At 71.2% G+C, this 23709-nt stretch carries 21 protein-coding genes and 1 pseudogene; 19 read left to right on the top strand and 3 right to left on the bottom strand.

The features are described 5' to 3' along the window. Positions 1 to 67: 67 nt before the first annotated feature. The 16 genes and pseudogenes from CWOE_RS05750 to hemW all read left to right on the top strand — a co-directional run bounded on the left by CWOE_RS05750 (position 68) and on the right by hemW (position 18060). Positions 68 to 670: an NADH-quinone oxidoreductase subunit B gene (locus tag CWOE_RS05750; RefSeq protein ID WP_081425591.1), complete on the top strand. Its 603-nt coding sequence runs from the start codon at positions 68 to 70 to the stop codon at positions 668 to 670. Then, entirely contained in the window at positions 663 to 1172 is a 510-nt protein-coding gene (locus CWOE_RS05755) for an NADH-quinone oxidoreductase subunit C (RefSeq protein ID WP_012932633.1), read from the top strand. Before CWOE_RS05750 ends, CWOE_RS05755 begins: the two co-directional genes overlap by 8 nt. Further along, entirely contained in the window at positions 1169 to 2410 is a 1242-nt protein-coding gene (gene nuoD, locus CWOE_RS05760) for an NADH dehydrogenase (quinone) subunit D (protein WP_012932634.1), read from the top strand. Before CWOE_RS05755 ends, nuoD begins: the two co-directional genes overlap by 4 nt. After that, a complete protein-coding gene (locus CWOE_RS30275) occupies positions 2410 to 3048 on the top strand; it encodes an NADH-quinone oxidoreductase subunit NuoE family protein (protein WP_012932635.1) in 639 nt (212 codons plus the stop codon). The genes nuoD and CWOE_RS30275 overlap by 1 nt, the downstream gene beginning before the upstream one ends. After that, positions 3045 to 4355 carry an NADH-quinone oxidoreductase subunit NuoF gene (gene nuoF, locus CWOE_RS05770; protein WP_012932636.1) on the top strand — a complete coding sequence of 437 codons (1311 nt, stop codon included), beginning with the start codon at positions 3045 to 3047 and terminating at the stop codon, positions 4353 to 4355. Before CWOE_RS30275 ends, nuoF begins: the two co-directional genes overlap by 4 nt. Further along, positions 4355 to 6826, top strand: coding sequence for an NADH-quinone oxidoreductase subunit NuoG (gene nuoG / locus CWOE_RS05775; protein WP_012932637.1), 2472 nt, complete (start codon positions 4355 to 4357; stop codon positions 6824 to 6826). Before nuoF ends, nuoG begins: the two co-directional genes overlap by 1 nt. Continuing rightward, on the top strand, positions 6823 to 7869 hold the full coding sequence (gene nuoH / locus CWOE_RS05780; RefSeq protein WP_012932638.1) for an NADH-quinone oxidoreductase subunit NuoH: 1047 nt from the start codon (positions 6823 to 6825) through the stop codon (positions 7867 to 7869). The genes nuoG and nuoH overlap by 4 nt, the downstream gene beginning before the upstream one ends. Beyond that, the gene (gene nuoI / locus CWOE_RS05785; RefSeq protein WP_012932639.1) at positions 7869 to 8402 is read left to right on the top strand and encodes an NADH-quinone oxidoreductase subunit NuoI; all 534 of its coding nucleotides are present in this window, start codon (positions 7869 to 7871) and stop codon (positions 8400 to 8402) included. Before nuoH ends, nuoI begins: the two co-directional genes overlap by 1 nt. 9 nt (positions 8403 to 8411) lie before the next feature. Beyond that, a pseudogene (locus CWOE_RS05790) lies at positions 8412 to 8909 on the top strand (NADH-quinone oxidoreductase subunit J family protein); the annotation flags it as partial. Between the two features lie 239 nt (positions 8910 to 9148). Next, positions 9149 to 9448, top strand: a complete 300-nt coding sequence (nuoK, locus tag CWOE_RS05795; protein WP_012932641.1) for an NADH-quinone oxidoreductase subunit NuoK — start codon at positions 9149 to 9151, stop codon at positions 9446 to 9448. Further along, on the top strand, positions 9445 to 11460 hold the full coding sequence (gene nuoL / locus CWOE_RS05800; protein ID WP_012932642.1) for an NADH-quinone oxidoreductase subunit L: 2016 nt from the start codon (positions 9445 to 9447) through the stop codon (positions 11458 to 11460). Before nuoK ends, nuoL begins: the two co-directional genes overlap by 4 nt. 10 nt (positions 11461 to 11470) lie before the next feature. Continuing rightward, positions 11471 to 13009 (top strand): complex I subunit 4 family protein, encoded by a 1539-nt coding sequence (locus CWOE_RS05805; protein ID WP_012932643.1) that lies wholly within the window; start codon positions 11471 to 11473, stop codon positions 13007 to 13009. Further along, positions 13006 to 14598 (top strand): NADH-quinone oxidoreductase subunit N, encoded by a 1593-nt coding sequence (locus CWOE_RS05810; RefSeq protein WP_012932644.1) that lies wholly within the window; start codon positions 13006 to 13008, stop codon positions 14596 to 14598. The genes CWOE_RS05805 and CWOE_RS05810 overlap by 4 nt, the downstream gene beginning before the upstream one ends. A 126-nt stretch (positions 14599 to 14724) precedes the next feature. After that, the gene (locus CWOE_RS05815) at positions 14725 to 15417 is read left to right on the top strand and encodes a FadR/GntR family transcriptional regulator (RefSeq protein ID WP_012932645.1); all 693 of its coding nucleotides are present in this window, start codon (positions 14725 to 14727) and stop codon (positions 15415 to 15417) included. Further along, positions 15414 to 16721 carry a CynX/NimT family MFS transporter gene (locus CWOE_RS05820; RefSeq protein WP_012932646.1) on the top strand — a complete coding sequence of 436 codons (1308 nt, stop codon included), beginning with the start codon at positions 15414 to 15416 and terminating at the stop codon, positions 16719 to 16721. The genes CWOE_RS05815 and CWOE_RS05820 overlap by 4 nt, the downstream gene beginning before the upstream one ends. 91 nt (positions 16722 to 16812) lie before the next feature. Continuing rightward, positions 16813 to 18060: a radical SAM family heme chaperone HemW gene (gene hemW, locus CWOE_RS05825; protein ID WP_012932647.1), complete on the top strand. Its 1248-nt coding sequence runs from the start codon at positions 16813 to 16815 to the stop codon at positions 18058 to 18060. A gap of 21 nt (positions 18061 to 18081) precedes the next feature. Here hemW and CWOE_RS05830 read toward each other — a convergent pair whose 3' ends face one another. Beyond that, positions 18082 to 18747: a helix-turn-helix transcriptional regulator gene (locus CWOE_RS05830; protein WP_012932648.1), complete on the bottom strand. Its 666-nt coding sequence runs from the start codon at positions 18745 to 18747 to the stop codon at positions 18082 to 18084. A 57-nt stretch (positions 18748 to 18804) separates the two neighbouring features. On the opposite strand from CWOE_RS05830, the gene CWOE_RS05835 reads away from it, so the two are divergent. Beyond that, positions 18805 to 19410 carry a superoxide dismutase gene (locus tag CWOE_RS05835; protein ID WP_012932649.1) on the top strand — a complete coding sequence of 202 codons (606 nt, stop codon included), beginning with the start codon at positions 18805 to 18807 and terminating at the stop codon, positions 19408 to 19410. Next, positions 19407 to 19667, top strand: a complete 261-nt coding sequence (locus CWOE_RS05840) for a 4Fe-4S dicluster domain-containing protein (protein WP_012932650.1) — start codon at positions 19407 to 19409, stop codon at positions 19665 to 19667. The genes CWOE_RS05835 and CWOE_RS05840 overlap by 4 nt, the downstream gene beginning before the upstream one ends. 27 nt (positions 19668 to 19694) lie before the next feature. Here the strand turns inward: CWOE_RS05840 and CWOE_RS05845 are convergent, their stop codons facing one another. Beyond that, complete coding sequence (locus CWOE_RS05845) at positions 19695 to 20204, bottom strand: RNA polymerase sigma factor (protein WP_041731675.1); 510 nt, start codon at positions 20202 to 20204, stop codon at positions 19695 to 19697. A 225-nt stretch (positions 20205 to 20429) separates the two neighbouring features. On the opposite strand from CWOE_RS05845, the gene CWOE_RS30280 reads away from it, so the two are divergent. Then, positions 20430 to 21497 (top strand): hypothetical protein, encoded by a 1068-nt coding sequence (locus CWOE_RS30280; RefSeq protein ID WP_012932652.1) that lies wholly within the window; start codon positions 20430 to 20432, stop codon positions 21495 to 21497. Here the strand turns inward: CWOE_RS30280 and CWOE_RS30285 are convergent, their stop codons facing one another. Next, entirely contained in the window at positions 21498 to 23696 is a 2199-nt protein-coding gene (locus CWOE_RS30285) for a bifunctional chorismate-binding protein/class IV aminotransferase (RefSeq protein WP_012932653.1), read from the bottom strand. Positions 23697 to 23709 lie beyond the last annotated feature (13 nt).

The raw sequence follows: 23709 nt of genomic DNA on the forward strand, positions 1-23709 counted from the left end.
GCTCGGCCAGCCCGCCGCCGAAGGCGGAGGCGAGGAATTCCGCATCCAGCAGCAGCGCGCGCGCGACATGCTCCGCGGCGATCTGACCGACAGAGAGCTGGAGCAGTACGTCGAGGAGCGCGTCCTCACCACGACGCTCGACAAGGTGACCGCGTGGGCGCGCGGCAACTCGATGTTCCCGGCGACGTTCGGCCTCGCCTGCTGCGCGATCGAGATGATGTCGCTGCCGGGCGCGCGCTTGGACATCGGCCGCTTCGGCTTCGAGGCGTTCCGCGCCTCCCCGCGCCAGGCCGACATGCTGATCCTGTCCGGTCGCGTCTCGATCAAGATGGCGCCGATCGTCCGCCGCATCTACGACCAGATGCTCGAGCCGCGCTGGGCGATCTCGATGGGCGCCTGCTGCTCCTCGATGGGCGTCTTCAACAACTACGCGCTCGTCCCGGCCGACAAGTTCATGCCGATCGACGTCCACGTCCCCGGCTGTCCGCCGCGGCCGGAGGCGCTCGCGCACGCGATCCTCAAGCTCCGCTCCAAGGTCCACGGCAACCCGCCCGCCGGCTGGCGCGAGCGCTACGAGGCGGTCGGCACCGAGGAGGTCGTCGGCGCCGCGGACCGCCCGGGCGTCAACGCGATCAACGTCTTCCAGAGCGGGGAGACCCAAGGTGCCTGACGCGACCGGTCTGGAGCTGATCGCTCAGGACCTGCGTCAGAAGCATCCCGACGCCGTCCTCGACACGCTCCACTTCCGCGGCGAGGCGACGCTGATCGTCGAGCCCGCGCGTGCGCGCGACGTGCTGATCGTGCTGCGCGAGAAGGGCTATCGCTTCCTCGCCAGCCTCCACGGGGTCGACTACTACCCCGAGGAGCCGCGCCTGTCGGTGCACTACCAGCTGCTCGACATGGACACCGTCGACCGCATCGCGGTGAAGGTGCGGATGCCGCTCGACGACGCGCACGTCCCCTCCGTCGTTGACCTGTGGCCGGGCGCCAACCACCCCGAGCGCGAGGTCTTCGACATGTTCGGCGTCGTCTTCGACGGCCACCCCGACATGCGCCGCATCCTGATGCCCGAGGACTACGAGGGCCATCCGCAGCGCCGCGACTTCCCGATCGGCGGCGAGCCGGTCATCTTCACGTACAACGAGGACAAGATCCCGGGGTGGACGCAATGAGCGCCCTGAGCGACTACCGCAGACGCGAGGAGTCGATCTCGTACTCCGCCGAGCCCGCCGGCATGGGGCTCGAGCAGGAGCTGATGACGGTCAACATGGGCCCGCACCACCCGTCCACGCACGGGGTGCTGCGCCTGATCCTCACGCTCGAAGGCGAGATGGTCCGCGACGTCAAGCCGATCATCGGCTACGTCCATACCGGCATCGAGAAGACGGCCGAGCAGAAGGCGTACTGGAAGGTCATCCCCGTCGTCGAGCGGATGGACTACCTCTCCTACTACTTCAACGCGTACGCCTTCTGCGGCGCGGTCGAGAAGCTGCTCGAGGTCGACGTCCCCAAGCGCGCGCAGTACCTCCGTGTGATCCACATGGAGCTCAACCGGATCATGTCCCACCTCGTCTGGCTCGGCACGAGCTGCATCGACCTCGGCGCGATCGGCGTCTGGTGGTACTGCTTCCGCGAGCGCGAGCAGGTGCTCGACCTGTTCGAGATGTCGTCCGGCCAGCGCATGCACACGCGCTACTTCCAGGTCGGCGGCGTCATAGAGGACATCCCGCGCGGCTGGACCGAGCGCGTCAAGAGATTCACCAAGACGATGCGCGAGCGCTCCGAGCAGTACTCGGCGCTGCTGGACAGAAACGAGATCTTCCTCCAGCGCATGCGCCACACCGGCACCGTCGACGAGGAGACGCTGCTGGGCCTCGGCGTCACCGGTCCGCTGCTGCGCGCGACCGGCAACCCGTGGGACCTGCGCAAGGCCGCGCCGTACTGCTCCTACGACGACTTCAGATTCCGCATCCCGGTCGGGACCGAGGGCGACAACTACGACCGCTATCGCGTCCGCCACGCCGAGATCCTCGAGTCGTGCGCGATCATCGACCAGGCGATCGACGGCCTGCCCGAGGGCCCCTTCATCACCGAGGACCGCAAGGTCGCGCTGCCGCCGCGCCACGAGCTGGCGACGTCGATGGAGGCGCTGATCCACCACTTCAAGCTCGTCACCGAGGGCTTCCGCGTGCCGCCGGGCGAGGTCTACCACCCGATCGAGTCGCCGCGCGGCGAGCTGGGCTGCTTCGTCCGCTCCGACGGCTCCTCGAAGCCCGCGCGCGTGCACATGCGCGACCCCTCGTTCGTGAATCTGCAGGCGACCGCGGCGGCCACGCGCGACACCTACATCGCGGATCTCGTCGCGACGCTCGCGATGCTCGATCCGATCCTCGGAGGAGTGGACCGCTGATGGCTGAGCAGTCTTCGGCCGTGGCTCGGTACGGCCACGGCTCGCGCATCCCTGGCTGGGACGACGCGGTCGACCTGAGCAAGGACCCGGCGGTCATCCCCGACCCCGCTACGACGCCCGTCCCGGCCGAGCTGCGCACGCAGATCGAGGCCGCGATGGCGAAGTACCCGAACTTCCGCTCGGCCGCGATCCCGGCGCTGCACGCGGCGCAGGACCTGCACGGCTGGTGCTCGCCGGAGGCGATCGAGCAGGTCGCCTGCGTCATGCGCCTCACGCCCGGCTACCTGACCGCGGTCGCGACCTTCTACGACATGTTCGAGATGAAGCCGGTGGGCCGCCACCGCGTCTACGTCTGCACGAACATCTCGTGTTCGCTGCGCGGCGCCGACAGCGTGCTCGCGGCGGTCCAGGACGCGGCCGGCGACGACGCCGACTTCAACGTCCGTCCGTTCGAGTGCCTCGGCGCCTGCGACATCGCGCCGATGGCGTCGGTCAACGGCGAGTTCGTCGGCCCGCTCGACCTGGCCGACGCCGAGCAGCTCGTCGCGGACCTGAGAGAGGGCCGCGAGGTCCTGCCCGCCAAGCAGCTGTCCCGGCGCGCCTGCGCCGATCCAGGAGCGAAGGACGCCGACGCATGAGCAAGCACATTCTGTTCGACCGCATCGACGAGCCCGGCCTCGACACGATCGAGGTCTACAAGGCGCGCGGCGGTTACCAGTCGCTGGAGAAGGCGCTCAGAATGACGCCCGAGGAGGTCCTCCAGAACCTGCTCGACTCCGGCCTGCGCGGCCGCGGCGGCGCCGGCTTCGCGATGGGCAAGAAGGTCTCCTTCCTGCCGAGAGGCTCGATGGACAAGTACCTCGTCTGCAACGCGGACGAGTCCGAGCCGGGGACCTTCAAGGACCGCGAGCTGATGCAGAAGTCGCCGCACATGCTGATCGAGGGCATGATCATCGCCGCCTACGCGGCGGGCGCGAACCGCTCCTTCATCTACATCCGCGGCGAGTACGAGCTGCAGGCGATGAAGCTGGAGGCCGCGCTCCACGAGGCGCGCGAGGCCGGCTACCTCGGGGAGAACATCCTCGGCTCCGACCACTCGCAGTCGCTGATCCTGCACCGCGGCGCCGGCGCCTACATCTGCGGCGAGGAGACCGGCCTGCTCGACTCGCTCGAGGGCAAGCGCGGCAACCCGCGCCTGAAGCCGCCGTTTCCCGCCAACCAGGGCCTCTACCAGGGGCCGACGCTGATCAACAACGTCGAGACGCTCGCGACCGTCCCGCACATCATCAAGATGACGGGCGTCGAGTACGCGAAGCTCGGCGTCGAGAACTCCGCCGGCACGAAGCTGATCTCGATCTCGGGCAACGTCCAGCGCCCGGGCAACTACGAGATCGAGCTCGGCATGAAGTCGTACGACATCGTCTACGGCCTCGCCGGCGGTCCCGAGCCCGGCCGCAGAGTCAAGTTCTGGTTCCCCGGCGGCTCCTCCTCGCCGGTGCTCAAGCCCGAGGACCTCGACCTGCCCTACGACTTCGACTCGATGGCGAAGGCCGGCTCGATGCTCGGCTCCGGCGCGATCATCGTCGTCGACGACTCGGTCCCCGTGATGGACGTCGCGCTGAAGCTGGCGAAGTTCTACAGACACGAGTCGTGCGGCAAGTGCACGCCGTGCCGCGAGGGCACGAACTGGACCGTGAAGATGCTGGAGCGCATCGACAAGGGCGAGGGCACGCCGATGGACCTCGACATCATCGCCTCCGTCCAGGACCAGATCATGGGCAACTGCCTCTGCGTCCTCGGCGACGCGATGGCGATGCCGCTCTCCTCGATGGTCGCGAAGTTCCGCGACGAGTTCGAGGAGTACATGGAGGAGGCGCGCGTGCGCGCCGGCCTCGGTGCGCCGCCTGCCTCATCGCCGGTCGCGATCGCTGGAGCCGTCGCCTGATGCCCCGCCCCGAGAGAAGATTCGTCACGTTCTCGATCGACGGCCGCGAGGTCAGCGCGCCCGAGGGCGCGATGCTGGTCGACGGCGCCAAGTACGGCGACGTCGAGATCCCCGTCTTCTGTTACGAGCCGAAGCTCGGCCAGCCGGTCGGCGCCTGCCGCATGTGCCTCGTCGAGATCGAGGGCATCCCGAAGCTGCAGACCGCCTGCTCGACCCCGGTCAAGGACGGCATGGTCGTCCACACGCAGACCGACCGCGTCAGAGAGGCGCAGAACTCGGTCGTCGAGTTCCTGCTCGTCAACCACCCGCTCGACTGCCCCGTCTGCGACAAGGGCGGCGAGTGCCCGCTGCAGGACATCACCTTCGGCTGGGGCCGCGGCGTCTCGCGGATGGTCGAGCCCAAGCGCCACTTCAAGAAGCCGCTGGAGCTGTCGCCGCTGATCGCGATCGACCGCGAGCGCTGCATCCTCTGCTACCGCTGCGTGCGCTTCTCGCAGGAGGTCAGCGAGGACTACCAGCTGATCCTCAACGAGCGCGGCGCCTCGTCGTTCGTCGGCACCTTCGACGGCCACCCGTACGTCGCGCCGTTCAGCGGCAACATCATCGAGCTGTGCCCGGTCGGCGCGCTCACCTCGCAGGCGTACCGCTTCCGCGCGCGCCCGTGGGACATCGAGGGCTCCGGCTCGGTCTGCACGCACTGCCCCGCGCAGTGCAACGTCGAGTTCACCGTCCGCGACGAGCGCATCCTGCGCGTGCTCGCGCGCGACAACGAGGGCGTCGACGACGGCTGGCTGTGCGACAAGGGCCGTTTCGCCTACCAGGCGATCCACAGCGACGAGCGCGTCGTCGAGCCGCTCGTGCGCGACCCGCAGACGAACGAGCTGACGCCCGCCACGTGGGAGTACGCGCTCGACGTCGCCGCCGCCGGCCTCACCGCCGCCGGCTCCTCGGTCGGCGCGATCGCCGGCGGGACGACGACCAACGAGGAGGGCTTCCTGCTCCAGCGCATCGTGCGCGAGGGCCTGAAGTCGCCGCACCTCGACTCCCGCTCCGGTGCGTCGGTGCCGCTGGAGACGCAGCAGGCGCTCGCCGCGCCGGCGCTGCAGGCGACGATCCCCGACCTCGAGTTCGCCCACACCGTGCTCGTGCTCGGGACCGACCCGATCGACGACGTCGCCTCGCTCGACCTGCGGATCCGCAAGGGCGTGCGCCGCAACGGCGTCAGGCTCGCCGTCGCGACGAGCCGCCCGAGCGCGCTGGACCAGAACGCGAAGCTGTGGCTGCGCTACGCGCCCGGCGCCGAGCACGCCTTCGTCGCGGCGCTCGAAGCCGCGCTGACCGGCGCCGACGGTGTCGAGGCGCTCTGCGACGCGGCCGACGCCGACCCGAAGGCGCTCGCCGCGCTCGCCGCGCTGCTGAAGGACGGCGGCGAGGACGTCGTGATCCTGTGGAGCCAGCGGATCGGCGTCGCGCCGCTGCCGGCGCTGCTGAACGTCGCCGCCGCCCTCAGACTGGGCGAGCGCGACGGCGCCGGCCTGCTGGAGGTCCCGGTCGGCGGCAACGGCCGCGGCCTGCGCGAGATCGGCTTCCAGCCGAACGCCGGCCCCGGGCTCGCCGCCCCCGCGAAGGAGGGCAAGTCCGCGCGCGAGATCGCGACCGCGGCCGCCGCCGGCGAGCTGTCCGCGCTGTGGCTGCTGCACGCCGACCCCGTCCGCGACTTCGCCGACCGCCGCCTGTGGCAGCGCGCGCTGGAGCAGGCAGACGTCGTCGTCGCGCACGCCGCGCTGCTGACCGACGCGCTGCGCGAGACCGCGACCGTCGTCTTCCCGGCCGAGTCCTACGCCGAGAAGGAGGGCACGATCGTCAACCTCGACGGTCGCGTCCAGCGCCTGCGCCCCGCGATCGGCCGCCCCGGCGCCGTGCGCGCCGAGTGGCAGGTGCTCGCCGACGTCGCCAAGCGGCTCGGCCTCGACCTCGACGTGCTGACGAACCCGATCGCGACGAGACAGCTCGTCGCGGCGGTGCCGTTCTACGCCGGTCTGACGCTCGAGGAGATCGGCGGCCGCGGCGTCCGCTGGCACGATCGCGACGCCGCCGCTGCCGCCCCGGCCGCGCCGGCCGGTCCGTTCGAGACGGGCGAGCCGCTGCCGGCGCCGAGACCGAACGGCGCGCTGCGGCTCGGCACCTACCGCTCGATCTGGGCCGCGCCCGAGGTCGAGGCGTCGCCCGCGCTGAAGTTTCTCGCCGCAAAGCAGCAGGCCGAGCTGTCGCCGGTCGACGCGGAGCGGCTGGGGCTGGAGAACGGCGAGCGCATCTCGGTCTCGACAGACGGCGCGAGCGTCCTCGCGAGCGTCTTCGTGCGCGGGAACGTCCCGGCCGGAACGATCTTCCTCGGTGAGGCGACCGCCGAGCAGTCCGCGACCGAGCTGCTGGGCGACGCGCCGCGGCTCGTGGAGGTCCGTCCCGCATGAGCAGCGTGTTGGCCCCGCTGGCCCCGTTCGCGGAGGTCGGATTCGCCGAGTCCTGGTGGATCCAGATCATCAAGGCCGTCGTGATCTTCCTCGTCGGCTTCACGCTCGTGCCGCTCGCGCTGATGCTCGACCGCAAGCTGATGGGCCGCATGCAGATGCGCTACGGCCCCAACCGCGTCGGCCCGTTCGGCGCGCTGCAGCCGATGGCCGACATCGGCAAGCTGCTGTTCAAGCAGCAGTTCCGCCCGAGAACGTCGGTCGGCTTCCTGTTCGCCGTCGCGCCCGCGATCTCGATGGTCTGCGCCGCCGCCGCCTTTGCCGCGATCCCGTTCGGCGACACCGTCGACATCTTCGGCGCGAAGGTCGGCCTCTACGGCATAGACGTCTCGATCGGGATCCTCTACATCTTCGCGTGGAGCGCGCTGTCGGTCTACGGGCTGATGCTCGGCGGCTGGGCGTCCGGCTCGAAGTACTCGTTCCTCGGCGCGATGCGCTCCGCCGCGCAGCTGATCTCCTACGAGGTCTCGATGGGCCTCTCGCTGATCGGCGTCGTGATAACGGCCGGCACGCTGTCGCTGACCGGCATCGTCGAGGCACAGGCCGGAATGTGGTACATCATCCCGCAGTTCATCGGCTTCTGCATCTTCCTCGTCGCGGCGTTCGCCGAGACCGGCCGCCCGCCGTTCGACCTCTCCGAGGCCGACGCCGAGCTGGTCGGCGGCTACTCGACCGAGTACGGCGGCGGTCGCTTCGCGTCCTACTACGCGGCCGAGTACTTCCACATGGTGATCGCCTCCGCGATCGCGGTGACGATGTTCTTCGGCGGCTGGATGCTGCCGTTCGGCATCGATCCGCCGCAGTGGGTCGACCCGATCGTCGTGCTCGTCAAGACGGTGCTCGTGATCTGCGTCTTCGTGTGGGCGCGCACGACCTTCCCGCGTCCGCGCTACGACCAGCTCATGTCGCTGGGCTGGAAGATCCTGCTTCCCCTGGCCACGGCCAACGCGCTCGTGACCGCAATCATCGTGGTGGTGACTCACTGATGGCCTGGAACCCCGGCGACGACGTCATCGCCGTTCAGCGCGCGCCGGAGCCCGGCGGCGCCGGCGGCGCGTACCGTGCGTTCGGCGAGACCCTGCGCGGACTCAAGACGACCTTCGGGCGGATGCTCGAGAAGCCGGTCGTGTACGAGTACCCGGAGGAGAAGGTGCCGGTCTACCCGCGCTTCCGCGGGCGCCACAAGCTCCATCGCTTCGAGGACTCGAAGCTGGAGAAGTGCGTCGGCTGCTCGCTCTGCGCCGCGGCCTGCCCGGCCGACTGCATTCGCGTGGTCGCCGCCGAGAACACGCCCGAGCACCGCGTCTCGGCCGGCGAGCGCTACGCCGCCGTGTACGAGATCAACCTCTCGCGCTGCATCTTCTGCGGCTACTGCGAGGTCGCGTGCCCGTTCGACGCGATCACGATGGGTCACGACTACGAGATGTCGGACTACAACCGCGACGACCTCATCTTCACGAAGGAGATGCTGCTCGCCGAGCCGCTCGAGCGCACGCCGCTGCGGACCGAGGACGAGTAGGCGGACGCCATGGCGGAAGTCATCTTCTTCATCGCGGCGATCGGCGCCCTGTCAGGGGCGATCGGCGTCGTCGCGCTCAGAAATCCCTTCTACAGCGTGCTCGCGCTCGTCGGCCACCTGCTGTCGCTGTCGGCGCTGTTCCTGCTGCTGCGCGCGGAGTTCCTCGCCGCCGCGCAGGTGATCGTCTACGCCGGCGCCGTGACCGTGCTCTACGTCTTCGTCGTCTCCTACGTCGGCGACGGCACCGTGCCGCTCGGCCCGGGCGGCGCGAGACTGCGCAACGTCGCGATGCTGTTCGTCGGCATGCTGTTCGTCGAGCTGTGCATCGCGCTGCTGGGCTCCGGCCTGAAGGCGATCGACGGCGAGGGCGCCCCGTACGTCCCCGGCTTCGGCACGCCTGAGTCGATCGGCGAGGCGCTGCTGACGAAGTTCCTGCTGCCGTTCGAGCTGGCGTCGCTGCTGCTGCTCGTCGCCGCCGTCGGCGCGGTCATGCTCGCGCGTCGCCGCTCGGGCGGCCGCACGCTCGACGACACGCCGTACGTGCCCGGCCAGTACATCACTCCGCGCTCGCTCTTCAGCGGCACGATGGCCGAGGCGATCGGCCACCTGAGAGCGCCGGCCGAGGAGTCCAAGCCGGCCGCGAAGGCGGCAGAGCCGGAGACCGTTCCACCCGCGAGTTCCCCTGGCGCGACGGGCGACGAGGCCAGCCGTGGAACTCGCAATGCGCAGCACAAGGAGGCGTAGAGATGGCCCTCGGTTGGTATCTGGTCGTCTCCGCCCTGATCTTCTGCATCGGCGCGGGCGGCGTGCTGACGCGCCGCAACCCGCTCGTGATCCTGCTCTGCCTGGAGCTGATGCTCAACGCGTCGAACCTCGCGCTGATCACGTTCTCGCGGATGCACGGGGACGCCGACGGTCAGGTCTTCGCGCTGATCGTGATGGTCGTCGCCGCATGTGAAGTCGCAGTCGGCCTCGGCATGATCGTGGCGATCTTCCGCCGCCGCCTGCCGATCGACGTGGATGAGCTGAAGGAGCTGCAAGGGTGAGCACTACGACCTGGGGCTGGCTCGTCCTCGCCTTCCCGCTGGCGGGGACGATCATCATCGGCCTTGGCCACAAGCGGCTCGCGAGAGGACCGGCCGGCGCGATCGGCACGCTCGCGATCCTGCTCGCGTTCGTCTCCGCCGTCGGCGCGCTGCTGTCGCTGCAGGACCGCGACGAGCACCACCGTCAGCTCGTCTCCTCGCTGTGGGACTACGCCGTCACCGGCTCGATCGACGCGAGACTGTCGATCCTCGTCGACCCGCTGTCCGTGTTCATGATGCTCGTGATCACCGGCGTCTCGACGCTGATCCACCTCTACTCCGTCAGCTACATGAAGAGCGACCGCGGCAACGCGCGCTACTTCGCGTACCTGAACTTCTTCGTCTTCTCGATGCTCGTGCTGGTGCTGGCGGCGAACTTCCTGCTGCTGATCGTCGGCTGGGCGTTCGTCGGCGCCGCGTCGTACCTGCTGATCTCGTTCTGGTACCGCCGCGAGACGGCGACCAAGGCCGGCATCAAGGCGTTCGTGATCAACGTCGTCGGCGACGTCGGGCTCGTGCTCGGCACGTTCTTCATCCTGCGCCACACCGGCACGCTCGACTTCCTCGGCACGTTCGAGGCGGTCGAGAACGGCGCGTTCGACTCGCACAACGGCGCGCTCGTCGCGGGCTGTCTGCTGCTGCTCGTCGGCGCGTTCGCGAAGTCCGCGCAGGTGCCGTTCCACACCTGGCTGCCGGACGCGATGGAGGGCCCGACGCCGGTCTCCTCGCTGATCCACGCGGCGACGATGGTGACCGCGGGCGTCTACCTGATCTCGCGCATGTTCCCGCTCTTCGAGGCCGCCCCCGCGGCGGCCGACGTCGGCGCGGTGGTCGGCTGCGCGACGCTGCTGATCGCGGGCACGATCGCGCTCACGCAGACCGACATCAAGCGCGTGATCGCGTACTCGACGATGTCGCAGATCGGCTACATGATCATGGGCGTCTCCGCCGGCGCCTACGCTGCGGGCCTCTTCCACCTCCTCACGCACGCCTTCTTCAAGGCGCTGCTGTTCATGGCGGCCGGCTCGATCATCGGCGCGATGGCGGGCGCGCAGTCGCTCGACAAGATGTCCGGCTTCAAGAGATCGATGCCGTTCACGTTCGGCTGCTTCGTCGTCGGCGGGCTCGCGCTCTCCGGCGTGCCGCCGTTCTCCGGCTTCTTCTCCAAGGACGAGATCCTCGCCTTCGTCGGCCACCGCGGCGGCTGGTTCAGCGTGATGTACGTCGTCGGCTACATCGGCGCGTTCCTGACCGGCATATACACGTGGCGGATGATCTTCCGCGCCTTCCTCGGCAGACCGTCGCCGGAGGCGGCCGAGCTGGAACACGGACACATCGCGCACGCCGAGTACCCGACCAACCCGGCCAACGGCGAGCGCGAGGACACCGAGGTCGGCTTCCCCGGCCCCGAGCACGTGATCGCCGAGCGCGAGATCCCGATGAAGGTCGCGATGGGACTGCTGGCGGTCGGCGCGACGATACTCGGCGTCCTCCAGATACCGAACGTCACGCACGTGATCTCCTCCTTCCTGGAGCCGACGTTCGAGTCGTCGAAGTACTTCCACGAGCACCCGAGCAACGGCTTCATCTACTTCGGCATGGCGCTCGGGACCGTCGTCGCGCTGCTCGGCATCGCCGTCGCGCACTACATCTACGTCCGCAAGCCCGGCACCGCTGCCGCGCTGCAGGCGCGCTTCCCGGCGCTGCACACGTTCCTGCTCAACAAGTGGTACTTCGACGAGCTGATCGACTTCCTGATCGTGCGACCGTGGAAGGCCGCCGGCACGTTCGCCCGCACGACGTTCGAGCGGGTCGTGATCGACGGCGTCTTCGTCGGCGGCACGACCGGGATCGTCAAGGCCGGCTCGCAGGCCGTCCGCGCGATCCAGACCGGCTTCCTGCGCTACTACGCGGCGCTGCTGCTGCTCGGCGGCGCGGCCGTCGTCCTGTACTTCCTGATCGCGAGCACGTGAGGCGCCGCTGATGACCCTTTCGATCCTCATCTGGCTGCCGCTCGTCGTCGCCGTCCTCGGCGGGATCGTCGGCGGCAAGCTCGCGCCGAAGCTCTCGATCCTCGGCGCGCTCGCGACGCTCGGCATCGCGATCTCGTTCGTCGTCCGCTTCAAGACCGGCCAGGACGGCCTCCAGTTCGTCACCGACGAGGCGTGGATCTCCGAGCTGGGGATCACCTACAAGCTCGGCGTCGACGGCCTCAACGTGCTCCTGCTGCTGCTCGCGACGTTCCTGTTCGCGATCGCGGCGATCTTCGCCAGCCTCAGAGAGTGGGAGCGGCCCGGGCTGTTCTTCTTCTGGTTCGGCGTCGCCGAGACGGCAGTGCTCGGCGCCTTCGTCGCGCAAGACCTGATCCTGTTCGTCGCCTTCTTCGACCTGATGCTGATCCCGTTCTACTTCCTGACCGGGATCTGGGGCTCGGGCGACCACGAGACCCGCGTCCGCGGCACGCAGAAGCTCGTGATCTACACGCTCGTCGGCTCGCTGCTGATGCTCGTCGCCGCGATCGCGACGGGCGTGCTCGCCTCCCAGCAGCACGACACCGAGCTGACGTTCTCGATCTCGGCGCTCCAGCAGCTGCCGCTCTCCGACGGCTCGCAGGACTGGATCTTCCTCTGCTTCGCCGCCGCCTTCCTCGTGAAGATGCCGGCGTTCCCGCTGCACGGCTGGCTGCCCGACGGCTACAAGGCGATGCCGCTGCCGGCGCTCGCCGTCTTCTCCGGCGTGCTGTCGAAGGTCGCCGCGTACGGCTTCCTGCGGATCGTGCTGCCGGTCTTCCCGGACGCCTCGGTCCACTTCCAGGAGCTGCTGCTGCTGATCGCGCTCGCGTCGATCCTGTACGGCTCGGTGATGGCGTTCTCGGCGCAGAACGTGCGCCTCGTCGTCGCCTACTCGTCGGTCGCGCAGATGGGCTTCATCACGCTCGGGATCTTCGCGCTGAACGAGGACGGGGCGCAGGGCGCGCTGCTGCAGATGGTCAACCACGGCCTCGTGACGGCGCCGCTGTTCTTCATCGTCGCGCTGCTGGCCGCACGCGCCGGCGGCTCGGAGGAGATGAAGGACATGGGCGGGATCGCGTTCCGCGCGCCGGTGCTCGCGACGCTCTTCCTGATCGTCTCGCTCGCGACGCTCGCGATGCCCGGCTCGGCCAACTTCGTCGGCGAGTTCCTGATCCTGCTCGGCGTCTTCGAGGCGAAGCCCGCGTTCGCGTTCTTCGCGTCGATCGGCGTGGCGCTCGCCGCGGTCTACATGCTGCGGGCGTTCATCAAGGCGATGCACAACCGCGTCAACCCGTCGACCGACTCGCGCGAGGTGACGTTCCGCGACCTCGCCGTGCTGGTGCCGTCGGTGATCGTCATCATCGCGCTCGCGCTCTACCCGCAGTTCGGGCTCAAGCGCTCCGAGCGGGGGACGCAGGAGAGCGTCGCGCAGGTGCAGGAGAAGACCGGCCAGCTGACCGCCTCCGGCGCCGAAGCGGCCACCAGATCGTCTGAGGAGCACACGCCATGACCTCCGCGCTCGTGACCGCGGCCGCGAGAGCGCCGCACATCGACTGGGCGGCGATGTCGCCGTACATCGCGCTCGCCGCCGGCGGAGTCGTCGTCCTGATGGCCGGCGTCTTCACCGGGCGCGCGGCGCGCCACGTGACGCCGCTGCTGAGCCTCGTCGCGCTGCTCGCGACGATCGGCCTGTCGATCTGGCGCCTCGGCGACGCGACCGACGTGATCTCCGGCGCGCTGCGCGTCGACGACCTGGCGCTGACGCTCAATTTCGTCCTCGCCGGTGCCGGCATCGCCGCGGTGCTGCTGTCGTGGCGCTCGCGCGCGGCGGCGACCGCCGGGCACGCCGAGTACTACGCGCTGCTGCTGCTCTCCCTGCTCGGCATGGCCGCGCTCGTCGCGGCGCAGAACCTCGTGACGCTGTTCCTCGCGTTCGAGCTGCTGTCGATTCCGCTCTACGTCCTCTGCGCGGCGGAGTTCAAGCGCGAGGGCTCGCTCGAGTCGGGCCTGAAGTACCTGATCGTCGGCTCGGTCGGCTCCGCGACGCTGCTCTATGGCCTCGCGCTGATCTACGGCGCCGCCGGCTCGACCGACTTCGTCGGCATCGACAGAGCGCTCGCCGACTCCGCGATCCGCGACGACGTGCTGCTGCTCACGGGCGTCGGCCTGACGCTCGTCGGGCTCGCCTTCAAGGCCTCGGTCGCGCCGTTCCACCAGTGGACGCCCGACGTCTACGAGGGCGCGCCGACGCCGGTCACGGCGTTCATGGCGGTCGCGACGAAGGTCGCCGCGTTCGGCGTCCTGCTGCGGCTGTTCGACGTCGCGCTCGTCAACGCGCAGCTCGATTGGGCGCCGGCCGTCGCCGCGCTCGCCGCGGTCACGATCATCGTCGGCAACGTCGGCGCGCTGGCGCAGTCGTCACTGAAGCGGATGCTCGCCTACTCCGGCGTCGCGCAGGCGGGCTACCTGCTCTGCGGGCTCGTCGTCGGAACGCAGCTGGGCGTCAAGGCGACGGTCTTCTACCTCGTCGTCTACCTCGCGATGAACGCCGCCGCCTTCGCCGTGATCGTCGCGCGCGAGCGCGCCACGGCGGTCGGCGACGACATCTCGGCGGTGGCCGGCCTCGGCCGCTCGCAGCCGCTGCTCGCGTGGCCGCTGACGCTCGCGATGCTCGGCCTCGCCGGCATCCCGGCGACCGCCGGCTTCATCGGAAAGTTCTATCTGATCGACGCGCTCGTGGATGGCGGCTACGCCTGGCTCGGCATCGTGCTCGTCGTCGGCTCGATGATCTCGCTCGGCTACTACCTGCGCGTGATCGCGACGATGTGGATGGGCGACGCCGGCGAGACGGTTCCCGCCTCGTCCGTCCCCGCTCCGGCCACCCCCGCCCCGGCGGCGGCAGGAGCCCCGCCGGTGATGGCAGGCGGCTCGCAGGAGGCCGACGACCTCGACGAGCGCGTCGCGGGCGACCGCACGCAGCCGGAGGTGCTCGTCGTCGCCTGGATCGCGACCGCGGCGATCGTCTTCTTCGGCATCATCCCGTCGCCGCTGTTCGAGCTCGCCGGCCGCGCCGGCGCCTCGCTCACAGGCATCTTCTAGCCCGCGCGGCGCATCATCAGGTGCAATCTCGGGTCGTGTGACGACCCGAGTTCGCACCTCATACGTTTGTGGCCCACTCGGGGCTGGTGATAAGCCGCTCGTTTGTGGCGGTGCTAGATTCATCCCATGACCGGACGATTGAGCCGCGGACCGTCGCTCGTCGACCAGGCGATCGAGGCGGTGCGCGCGGAGATCGTCGCCGGCGCGTGGCCGATCGGCGGGAAGATCCCGACCGAGCCCGAGCTCGTCGACCAGCTCGGGATCGGCCGCAACAGCGTGCGCGAGGCGATCCGCGCGCTCGTCCACGCCGGACTGTTGGAGACGCGCCAGGGCGACGGAACCTACGTCCGCGCGACGAGCGACCTCGCCGGCGCCGTCAAGCGCCGCATCGGCCGCGCTGAGCTGATCGAGGTGCTGGAGGTGCGGCGCGCGCTGGAGGTCGAGACGGCGCGGCTCGCCGCGCTGCGGCGCACGGAGGCCGACGCCGACGCGCTCGAGCGGCTGCGCGACGAGCGCGCCGAGGCGTGGAGCGGGGGCGACCTCGCGCGCTTCGTCGAGCGCGACGTCGCGCTGCACCGCGCGATCGCCGCGATGGCCGGCAACGCGATGCTCGCCGAGCTGTACCTCGACTTCAGCCAAGCGCTGCCGGACGCGATCGGCGCGAACGTCGCGCGCGAGGTCACGGGGCCCGAGGAGCTGCACCTCCACGACGCGCTCGTCGCGGCGATCCGCGCCGGCGACGCCGACGCCGCGCAGGCCGAGACGGTCCAGATGCTCGACACGCTGATCGCCGGCCTGCGGGCCGAGGCCGGCCCGTGAACGCCCGCGGGCGCCGTGACACGCTGCTGCTGCTCGTCGGGCTCGTGCTCGTCGCGCTCAACCTGCGCGTCGCGCTGACGAGCGTCGGGCCGCTGATCGACGACCTCAGAGCCGACCTCGGCCTCTCGGGCACCGCGATCGGGCTGCTGAGCACCGCGCCGCTGCTGGCGCTCGGGCTCGTCTCGCCGCTGGCGCCGCGGCTGGCCGAGCGGTTCGGTGCCGAGCACGTCGTCTTCGCCTGCCTGCTGGCGATCGGCGCGGGCGTGCTGGCGCGCTGGCTGCCTCCCGCCGCGCTGCTGTTCGCCGGGACGATGGTCGCCGGCTGCGCGATCGCGATCGGCAACGTCCTGATGCCCGGGATCGTCAAGCGCCGCTTCGGCGACCGCGCCGCGACGGTGACCGGCCTCTACTCGGTCGGGCTCAGCGGCGGGGCGGCGCTCGCCGCCGGCCTGACCGTGCCGATCGAGCAGTGGCTCGGCGGCGACTGGCGGCTCGCGCTGGCGCTGTGGGCGCTGCCCGCGCTGCTCGCCGCGGTCGTCTGGCTGCCTCAGCTGCGGCGGCGCGGGGAGGAGCGCCGGGACGCGGCGCAGGCGGCCGCCGCGCCCGCGCATACGGACAGTGACGGCGATGCGAGCGATGCGGGTGGTGCGGGCGATGAGGTCGGCGCGGGCAGCGGGCGGATCAGCCTCTGGCGCGACCGTCGCGCGTGGTCGGTGACGGTCTTCATGGGGATGCAGTCGGCGATCTTCTACACCGCCGCGGCATGGCTGCCGGAGATCCTGCGCGACCAGGGAATGGGCGCCGGGGCGGCCGGCGCGATGCTGTCGCTGGTGATGTTCCTCGGCATACCGTTCGGCTTCGCGACCGCGGCGCTCGCCGGGCGGATGGCCGATCAGCGGCCGCTCGCGCTCGCCGCGGCGCTGTTCCCCGCCGCCGGCTGGATCGGCCTGCTGCTCGCGCCCGGCTCCGCGACGCTGCTGTGGGCCGTGCTGCTCGGGATCGGCGCCGGCACCGGCTTCCCGCTCGTGCTGACGCTCTTCGTGCTGCGAACGCGCGACGCGCGCCACACCGCCGCGCTGTCCGGGATGGCGCAGTCGGCTGGCTACACGCTCGCGGCGCTCTGCCCGCTCGCGATCGGCGCGCTGCACGACCTCAGCGGCGGCTGGACGCTCCCGCTCGCGGTGCTCGCCTGCCTCGGGGTGCCCGAGCTGGTCGCCGCCCTCGGCGCGTCGCGACGCGGCTACGTCGGGGAGGTTCCGGCCCCGGTCGTCGCCGCCGCGCCAGTGCCGCGCGTCGCCGCCTGAGCGGGCGGAAGGTGGCCGGCGAACGAGCGCCGGCGAGGGCGCCGAAGGACGCAGGGCCGCAGGCCGCCGCGTCCCTGCCACACTGAGCGCGATGCCCGCTCGCCTGCCCGACGCGCCTCCCGCACCGGCCGACGGCGCGCTGCCGCTGGCAGCGCGCGAAGAGCTGGGGGAGCGGCCGTTCGGGATCTACGTGCACGTGCCGTTCTGCGCGACGCGCTGCGGCTACTGCGACTTCAACACGTACACCGCCGAGGAGCTGCCCGGCGGCGTCAACCGCAACAGCTACGCCGCGAGCGCGATCGCCGAGCTGGCGCTGGCGCGGCGCGTGCTGTCCGGCGGCGACCGCTCCGGGGGCTGCACCGCCGCGCCGCCGCTGGTCGAGACGGTCTTCTTCGGCGGCGGCACGCCGACGCTGCTGCCGGCGGAGGACCTCGCCGGGATCCTCGACGCGATCGACCTGCTGTTCGGCCTCGCACCCCGCGCGGAGGTGACGACCGAGGCGAACCCCGAGTCGGTCACGCCCGCCACGCTCGCGACGCTGCGCGCCGCCGGCTTCACGCGGATCTCGCTGGGGATGCAGAGCGCCGTCGGCCACGTGCTGGACGTGCTCGACCGCACGCACACGCCAGGTCGTGCGGCGGCCGCCGTCGCCGAGGCGCGCGCGGCCGGCTTCGAGCACGTCTCGCTCGACCTGATCTACGGCACGCCCGGCGAGCGCGACGCCGACTGGCGCGCCTCGGTCGAGACCGCGCTCGGCGCCGCGCCCGACCACGTCAGCGCGTACGCGCTGACGGTCGAGCCGGGCACCCGTCTGCACGCGCGCGTGCAGCGGGGCGAGCTGCCGTCGCCCGACGAGGACGCGCTCGCCGACCGCTACGCGATCGCGGACGAGGCGTTCGCCGCCGCCGGCCTGCGCTGGTACGAGATCTCCAACTGGGCCGGCAGCGAGCCGGCGCGCTGCGCGCACAACGTCAACTACTGGCGCGGCGGCGACTGGTGGGGCGTCGGCCCCGGCGCGCACAGCCACGTCGGCGGCGTGCGCTGGTGGAACGTGCTGCACCCCTCCGCCTACGCGACCGCGCTCGCCGAACGGCGCTCGCCGGCGGCCGGCCGCGAGCAGCTCGACGCCGAGACGCGCCGCTTCGAGCGGATCATGCTGGAGACGCGGCTCTCAGAAGGTCTCGACGCGGCGCTGCTGCGGGAGGACGGCCGCGCCGCCGCCGCGCGTGCCGCCGACGAGGGGCTGGCGGAGCCGGAGGCGCTGGCGGAGGGGCGCGTGCGCCTCACGCGCCGCGGGCGGCTGCTCGCGGACGCGGTCGTGCGCGACCTCGTCGACTGATCTCCGGCTGGTCCGTGACGCTCAGGCCGCGGGGCTCGGCGCTCTCTCCCGCACCTCGTAGACGCACGCGTGCGAGCCGCTGAGGATGTGTGCGACGCGCGTCACGTCAGCGTCGGGCAGCACCTCGCGCAGGAACGAGATCTCGGTCGTGCACGCGTGGCCGTAGCGCTGGGCGACGGCGAGGATCGCGCAGTTGTGCTCGCGGATCCGGTAGGCGCCGTCGTCGGCGCGCTCGAAGTCGGCGAGGTAGCCGTCCTCGTCGAGCACGCGCGCGATCTCCGCCACGCGTGCGCCGAAGTCCAGCCCTTCCAGGCGGGCGAGCACGCGTGCGACGCGTGCGCTGCGGCGCCGCTCGAAGGCGCGCCGCACGACGTCGGGGTCCTCGTCGGCGAGGATGTCGAGCAGCTCCAGCGTCAGCTCCCCGTACGCCTTCGGGAAGAGCGCCTCCGCCGCCCCGCCGAGGCGATAGCTGCGCCGCGGCCGGCCGGGGCCGGAGCGCTCGTCGCGGTGGACGACGAGGTCGGCCGCGGCGAGGCCCTGCAGGTGCTGGCGCACGGCGCTGACGGTCACGCCCAGCTCCTCGGCCAGCTCCTCGGCGCGCGCCTCGCCGCGCTTGCGCAGCGTGACGAGCAGCGCGCGGCGGGTGGGTGGAAGTTCGGCGAGGACAGGTCCGAGGGCGGGTTCCATGTATGTTTGAACAGTAGCGACTGTCCATATTCGCCGAGCCCGATGAAGGGAGCCCACATGGCCTACGAACTTCCCGCTCTTCCCTACGCGTACGACGCGCTCGAGCCGCACATCGACGAGGCGACGCAGAAGTTTCATCACGACAAGCACCACGCGACCTACGTGGCCAGAGCCAACGAGGCGCTGGAGGGTACGGAGTGGGCCGACAAGCCCGTCGAGGAGCTGCTGAAGAACCTCGACAAGCTCCCGGCCGACAAGCTGAACCCGGTCAGAAACAACGCCGGCGGTCACTACAACCACACGCTGTGGTGGGAGAGCCTCTCGCCGAACGGCGGCGGCGCCCCGACGGGCGACCTCGCGGCGGCGATCGACGCCGCGTTCGGCTCGTTCGACGAGTTCAAGGCCAAGGTGGAGGCCGCCGGCGCCGGCCGTTTCGGCTCCGGCTGGGCGTGGCTCGTGAAGGGTGACGGCGGCCTCGAGGTCACCTCGACGCCGAACCAGGACACCCCGCTGGCCGACGGCAAGACGCCGCTGTTCGGCATCGACGTGTGGGAGCACGCCTACTACCTGAAGTACCAGAACCTCCGTCCGGCGTACCTGAAGGCCGTCTGGAACGTCGTGGACTGGAACAAGGTCGCCGAGCGCTTCGCAGCGGCCTCATGACCTACGTCATCGCTGAGCCGTGCATCGGCGAGAAGGACCACTCCTGCACAGAGGTCTGCCCGGTCGACTGCATCCATCCGACGCAGGACGAGCCGGGATTCGCCGAGGCGACGATGCTCTACATCGATCCCGAGGAGTGCATCGACTGCGACGCCTGCGTCGAGGCGTGTCCCGTCGACGCGATCTTCCCTGAGGATCTGCTGCCGGCCCAATGGGCCGAGTACGCCGAGAGAAACGCCGCGTACTTCAAGCAGTAGCGCTGCCCGGTGGAGGGTGCGCGTCGCTCACAGCGACGCGCGCTCCTCCTCGAGCATCTCCCGCAGGCGCCGTAGCGCGCTCGCGATGCGGGACTTGACGGTCCCGAGCGGTATGCCGGTGTGCGCGACGATCTGGCTCTGGCTGAAGCCCATGTGGAAGTGCAGCCGCACGACCTCGGCCTCGGCCCGCGAGAGCCGCGCGAGCATCCCGTCGACGACCATCCTGTCGACCACGTCGGCCGCGGGCTCGCGCTCGCAGATGCTGTCCATCCCGGCTGCCGACGGATCCCAGGGCTCCGGGATGCGCCGCCGCAGGTGGTCGATCGCGCGGGAGCGGGCGATCGTCGCCAGCCAGGTGCGCAGCGATGCGCGCGCCGGATCGTAGGAGCCGCAGCGCAGCCACGCTTCCAGCAGCACCTGCTGGAAGACGTCCTCGGCGGCGCTGCGGTCGCCGAGCGTCGCGGAGAGGGCGGCGAGCGTCGGAGGGCCGTACTCGGCGTAGAGCGCGCGGACCGCATCCGGGTCCCCGCGGCGCAAGCCGTCGGCGATGCGAAGCTCGATTGAAGACTGGCTGCTTCGGCGCATCACGGGCGTCATCACTGTCGCATCTTCGGCGGCCGACAACGGTATGGCGTCGGTAGGAGTTGGCGCGTAGGCTCGCAATCGGACATAGTGAGTGCCGACGCGCCAGCTTTGAGCAACAGCGTGAAGTGGCACGTAACTTGAGCAATGAGGAGTTCCCCCCAAGAAAGGACTCACGCCATGACAACGAGGCTCGGCTGGCACGGCCGCCTCGCGGTGGCAACGGCCGCGCTCGCGACGCTCGTCGTCGCCGCACCCGCCGGTGCTGCCACCACCGTCAGACTCGCCGGCGGCTCGACCTCGGTGAAGCTCAGCTCGAAGGCCACCAGCGCCTTCAAGCAGGCCGGCATCAAGGTCAGCCCTGCGAAGCCCGCCAAGAGCAGAGGCGGGAGCATCGTGCTCCCGATCAGTGGCGGCTCGATCGATCCCGCCACCGCGAAGGGCGTGATCGTCCACAAGGGCGGCATCACGCTGAAGATGGGCAAGGGCAAGTTCACGCTCGGCTCGCTGACGCTCAACACCGCCAAGGGCACGTTCGCCGCCAAGGTCGGCAGAAGCAGAGCGGCCGCGACGATCGGGACGGTCAAGGGCGGCAAGGTCGCCCGCAACGGCTTTGCGACGAACCTCTCCGGCGCCAAGCTCACGCTCAACAAGCTCGGTGCCGCGACGATCAACACGGCGTTCGGCATCGACGCCATCAAGGCGGGCCTGCAGCTCGGCACGGCGTCGGTCGTCTCGCAGCCGGCTGAGATCGCGCTCACGAGAGGCACGACGAAGCTGGCGTTCACGGCGACGACCGCCGGCGCGCTGACGCAGCTCAGAGTCGCGGTCGGCGCCGTCGCGCCCGCGACGTTCGACGCGGCCACCGGCACGCTGTCGTTCCCGATCACGAGAGGCACCGTCGATCCGGCGACGCTGGCCGGCTCGATCTTCCACAGCGGCGGCCTGTCGCTGACGAAGGCGGGCTCCGCTCCGACCGAGCTGACGCAGCCGATCATCACGCTGTCGACGAGCCCGACGCTCGCCGTCACGTTCGGCGGCTCGAGCCTCGCGATCGCCGATCTCGACATCAGCAGACTGACGAGATCGATCGACTCGAGATCCCGCACGATCTCGCTGGCGGGTGCCGGCGTGAAGCTCAACCAGACCGCCGCTTCGGCGCTCACCGGCATCCTCGGTGCTCCCGACGGCTCTTTCAGAGCGGGCGATCTGATCGCCACGGCGTCGCTGACCGCGACGGCGCGCTAGCTAGTCGGTACGCGCTCCGCTCACCGGCGCGCTCCGGGCCTCCACGGCCCGGAGCAGCCGGCGGGTGAGCCGCGCGGCACGCTCGTCGGTGCCCGGCTCGTCGGCGCCCCGTTCACCGGCGGCGCGCTCGTCGGCACCCGGCTCGCGCGCGAGCCGCGCCGGCACCACGAGTGCCGCGGACGAGCTGAGCAGGACCGCGTCGGCGGCGGCGAGGTCGTCGAGCCGCAGCGGCTGCTCGACCGCCGTGAGGCCGGCCTCCTCGGCGGCGTCCAGCAGCAGCGCGCGCGTCACGCCGGGCAGGATCCGGCCGTCGGCCGGCGGCGTCAGCAGCCGCTCCTCTTCGATCGCGAAGACGTTCGCCCACGCCGCTTCGAGCACCGACCCGTCGCCGTCGAGCAGCAGCGGCGTCGCCCCGCCCGCCTGCTGCGCGAGCGTGTCCAGCAGCTGGCGGTCGAGCCACTTGTGCGCGCCGAGGCCGCCGGACAGCGTGAACGGCGCGAGCACGACCGGGAGCTGGCGCCGCGGGTTCGGCGCCAGCGCGAGCGTGACGTCGAGGCGGCCCCGCGACGGAACCGCGACGACTCTCAGGCGGACCCCGCCCGCGCCTTCGCTCGCGGCCGTGACGCGCTCGGCCAGGTCGTCGGGCAGCGGCAGCCCGTACAGCCGCTCGGCGCTGTGCGCGAGCCGCGCGACGTGCTCGGCGGCGTGCAGCGCGACGCCGTCGCGGACGAGCAGCGTCTCGAAGACGCCCGCTGCCGGATCGGGACGGGCGCGCCTGCGGTCGAGGGCGGGCGCCGTCGTGGAACTCGCAGTGCGAAGCACGCCGAGCGGCGTCGTCTCGATCGCTCCGCCGATCGCGGCGACCAGCGGGCGCGCCTTCACGAGGCACTCCTCCAGCTCGCGCGCCGGGTCGGAGTCGGCGACGATCCCGCCGCCCGCGCCGAGCCAGAGGCGGCCGTCGCGCGCCTCGAAGGTACGGATCGCGACGTTCAGCTCCAGCCCGGCGAGCGGGCTCGCGTAGCCGATCGCGCCGGTGTAGACCTCGCGGCCGGTGCCCTCCAGCGCCGCGATCACGTGCATCGCCTGCACCTTCGGTGCGCCGGTGACCGAACCGGGCGGGAACGTCGCGCGCAGCAGATCGCCGTCGCCGACGTCCGGCCGCAGCGTCCCCTGCACGCGCGAGACGAGGTGCCAGACGCCCGGGTGCGCCTGCGCCTCCGGCGTGGGAGCGGCCTCGATCGAGCCGTAGACGCCGACGCGGCCGAGGTCGTTGCGCATCAGGTCGACGATCATCACGTGCTCGGCGTGGTCCTTGACGGAGGCATTGAGGCTGGCGCGTGCGGCGTCGCTGTCGCGCGCGGCGTCTGCTCCGTCGGCGCGCGCGATCGTCCCCTTGATCGGCGCGGTCTCGACCGCGCGTCCGCGGCGGCGCAGGAACAGCTCGGGCGACAGGCTCGCGATGCCGCCCCACGGCGCTGGGAACGCCGCTCCGTACGCCGGCCGCAGGCGCGCGCTCGCGCGTGCGAACAGCTCCGCGACGTCGCCCTCCCACGCGCTCTCCAGCCGCAGGCAGACGTTCGCCTGGAAGATCTCGCCGGCCGCGATCCGCTCGCGGCACTCCGCCACCGCCGCGACATGCGCGCCGGCCCCGCCGCCCGCGACCCTGAACTCTGGAGGTTGTCCTGGGTTGGTGTCGCTATGCGACACCAGGGCAGGACGGCTGAGGAGGTCACGCAGGCGGGCGAGCCGGGCGTCGAGGTGGGGGCGGCGGTCGGAGGTGGCGAGCGCTTCGAACCACCAGCGGCCGGCCGCGTCGAGGTGGAGGACGTGGTCGTAGTAGGCGAGCTGGAAGGGCGGCAGCGCCGCGGGCCGGGGCGGGGGCGGCGGCAGCCGCTCGACGCGCGCGCCGAGGCCGTAGCCGAGCCAGCCGAACCAGCCGCCGCCGACCGCATCCGCGGCGCCGGCTGCGTCCTTGCCGGCGCCGTCCGCTGGCGCGACGTCTGGCAGCGCATCGAGCAGCGCGAACGGGTCCTCGCCGGGCTCGGCGACGTGCAGCGGCTCGGAGCCGACGATCGCCCCGCCGCCGGCCCAGCGACCGGTCAGCGCGAACGGCCAGGCGTCGCCGCCGAGCGCGCGCAGCGCCGCTTCGGGGGAGCAGTCGACGGGGAGCGGCACGCGGAGGAGCCGCACGACGGTCATGCGCTTGAGGATA

Source organism: Conexibacter woesei DSM 14684, assembly GCF_000025265.1.
GTDB classification, from domain to species: Bacteria; Actinomycetota; Thermoleophilia; order Solirubrobacterales; family Solirubrobacteraceae; genus Conexibacter; species Conexibacter woesei.

Coding starts and splice junctions, on each gene's coding strand:
- CWOE_RS05750 (WP_081425591.1), top strand. CDS start 68: ATGCTCCGCGGCGATCTGACCGACAGAGAGCTGGAGCAGTACGTCGAG.
- nuoD (WP_012932634.1), top strand. CDS start 1,169: ATGAGCGCCCTGAGCGACTACCGCAGACGCGAGGAGTCGATCTCGTAC.
- CWOE_RS30275 (WP_012932635.1), top strand. CDS start 2,410: ATGGCTGAGCAGTCTTCGGCCGTGGCTCGGTACGGCCACGGCTCGCGC.
- nuoF (WP_012932636.1), top strand. CDS start 3,045: ATGAGCAAGCACATTCTGTTCGACCGCATCGACGAGCCCGGCCTCGAC.
- nuoG (WP_012932637.1), top strand. CDS start 4,355: ATGCCCCGCCCCGAGAGAAGATTCGTCACGTTCTCGATCGACGGCCGC.
- nuoH (WP_012932638.1), top strand. CDS start 6,823: ATGAGCAGCGTGTTGGCCCCGCTGGCCCCGTTCGCGGAGGTCGGATTC.
- nuoI (WP_012932639.1), top strand. CDS start 7,869: ATGGCCTGGAACCCCGGCGACGACGTCATCGCCGTTCAGCGCGCGCCG.
- nuoK (WP_012932641.1), top strand. CDS start 9,149: ATGGCCCTCGGTTGGTATCTGGTCGTCTCCGCCCTGATCTTCTGCATC.
- CWOE_RS05805 (WP_012932643.1), top strand. CDS start 11,471: ATGACCCTTTCGATCCTCATCTGGCTGCCGCTCGTCGTCGCCGTCCTC.
- CWOE_RS05810 (WP_012932644.1), top strand. CDS start 13,006: ATGACCTCCGCGCTCGTGACCGCGGCCGCGAGAGCGCCGCACATCGAC.
- CWOE_RS05815 (WP_012932645.1), top strand. CDS start 14,725: ATGACCGGACGATTGAGCCGCGGACCGTCGCTCGTCGACCAGGCGATC.
- hemW (WP_012932647.1), top strand. CDS start 16,813: ATGCCCGCTCGCCTGCCCGACGCGCCTCCCGCACCGGCCGACGGCGCG.
- CWOE_RS05830 (WP_012932648.1), bottom strand. CDS start 18,747: ATGGAACCCGCCCTCGGACCTGTCCTCGCCGAACTTCCACCCACCCGC.
- CWOE_RS05835 (WP_012932649.1), top strand. CDS start 18,805: ATGGCCTACGAACTTCCCGCTCTTCCCTACGCGTACGACGCGCTCGAG.
- CWOE_RS05840 (WP_012932650.1), top strand. CDS start 19,407: ATGACCTACGTCATCGCTGAGCCGTGCATCGGCGAGAAGGACCACTCC.
- CWOE_RS30280 (WP_012932652.1), top strand. CDS start 20,430: ATGACAACGAGGCTCGGCTGGCACGGCCGCCTCGCGGTGGCAACGGCC.
- CWOE_RS30285 (WP_012932653.1), bottom strand. CDS start 23,696: ATGACCGTCGTGCGGCTCCTCCGCGTGCCGCTCCCCGTCGACTGCTCC.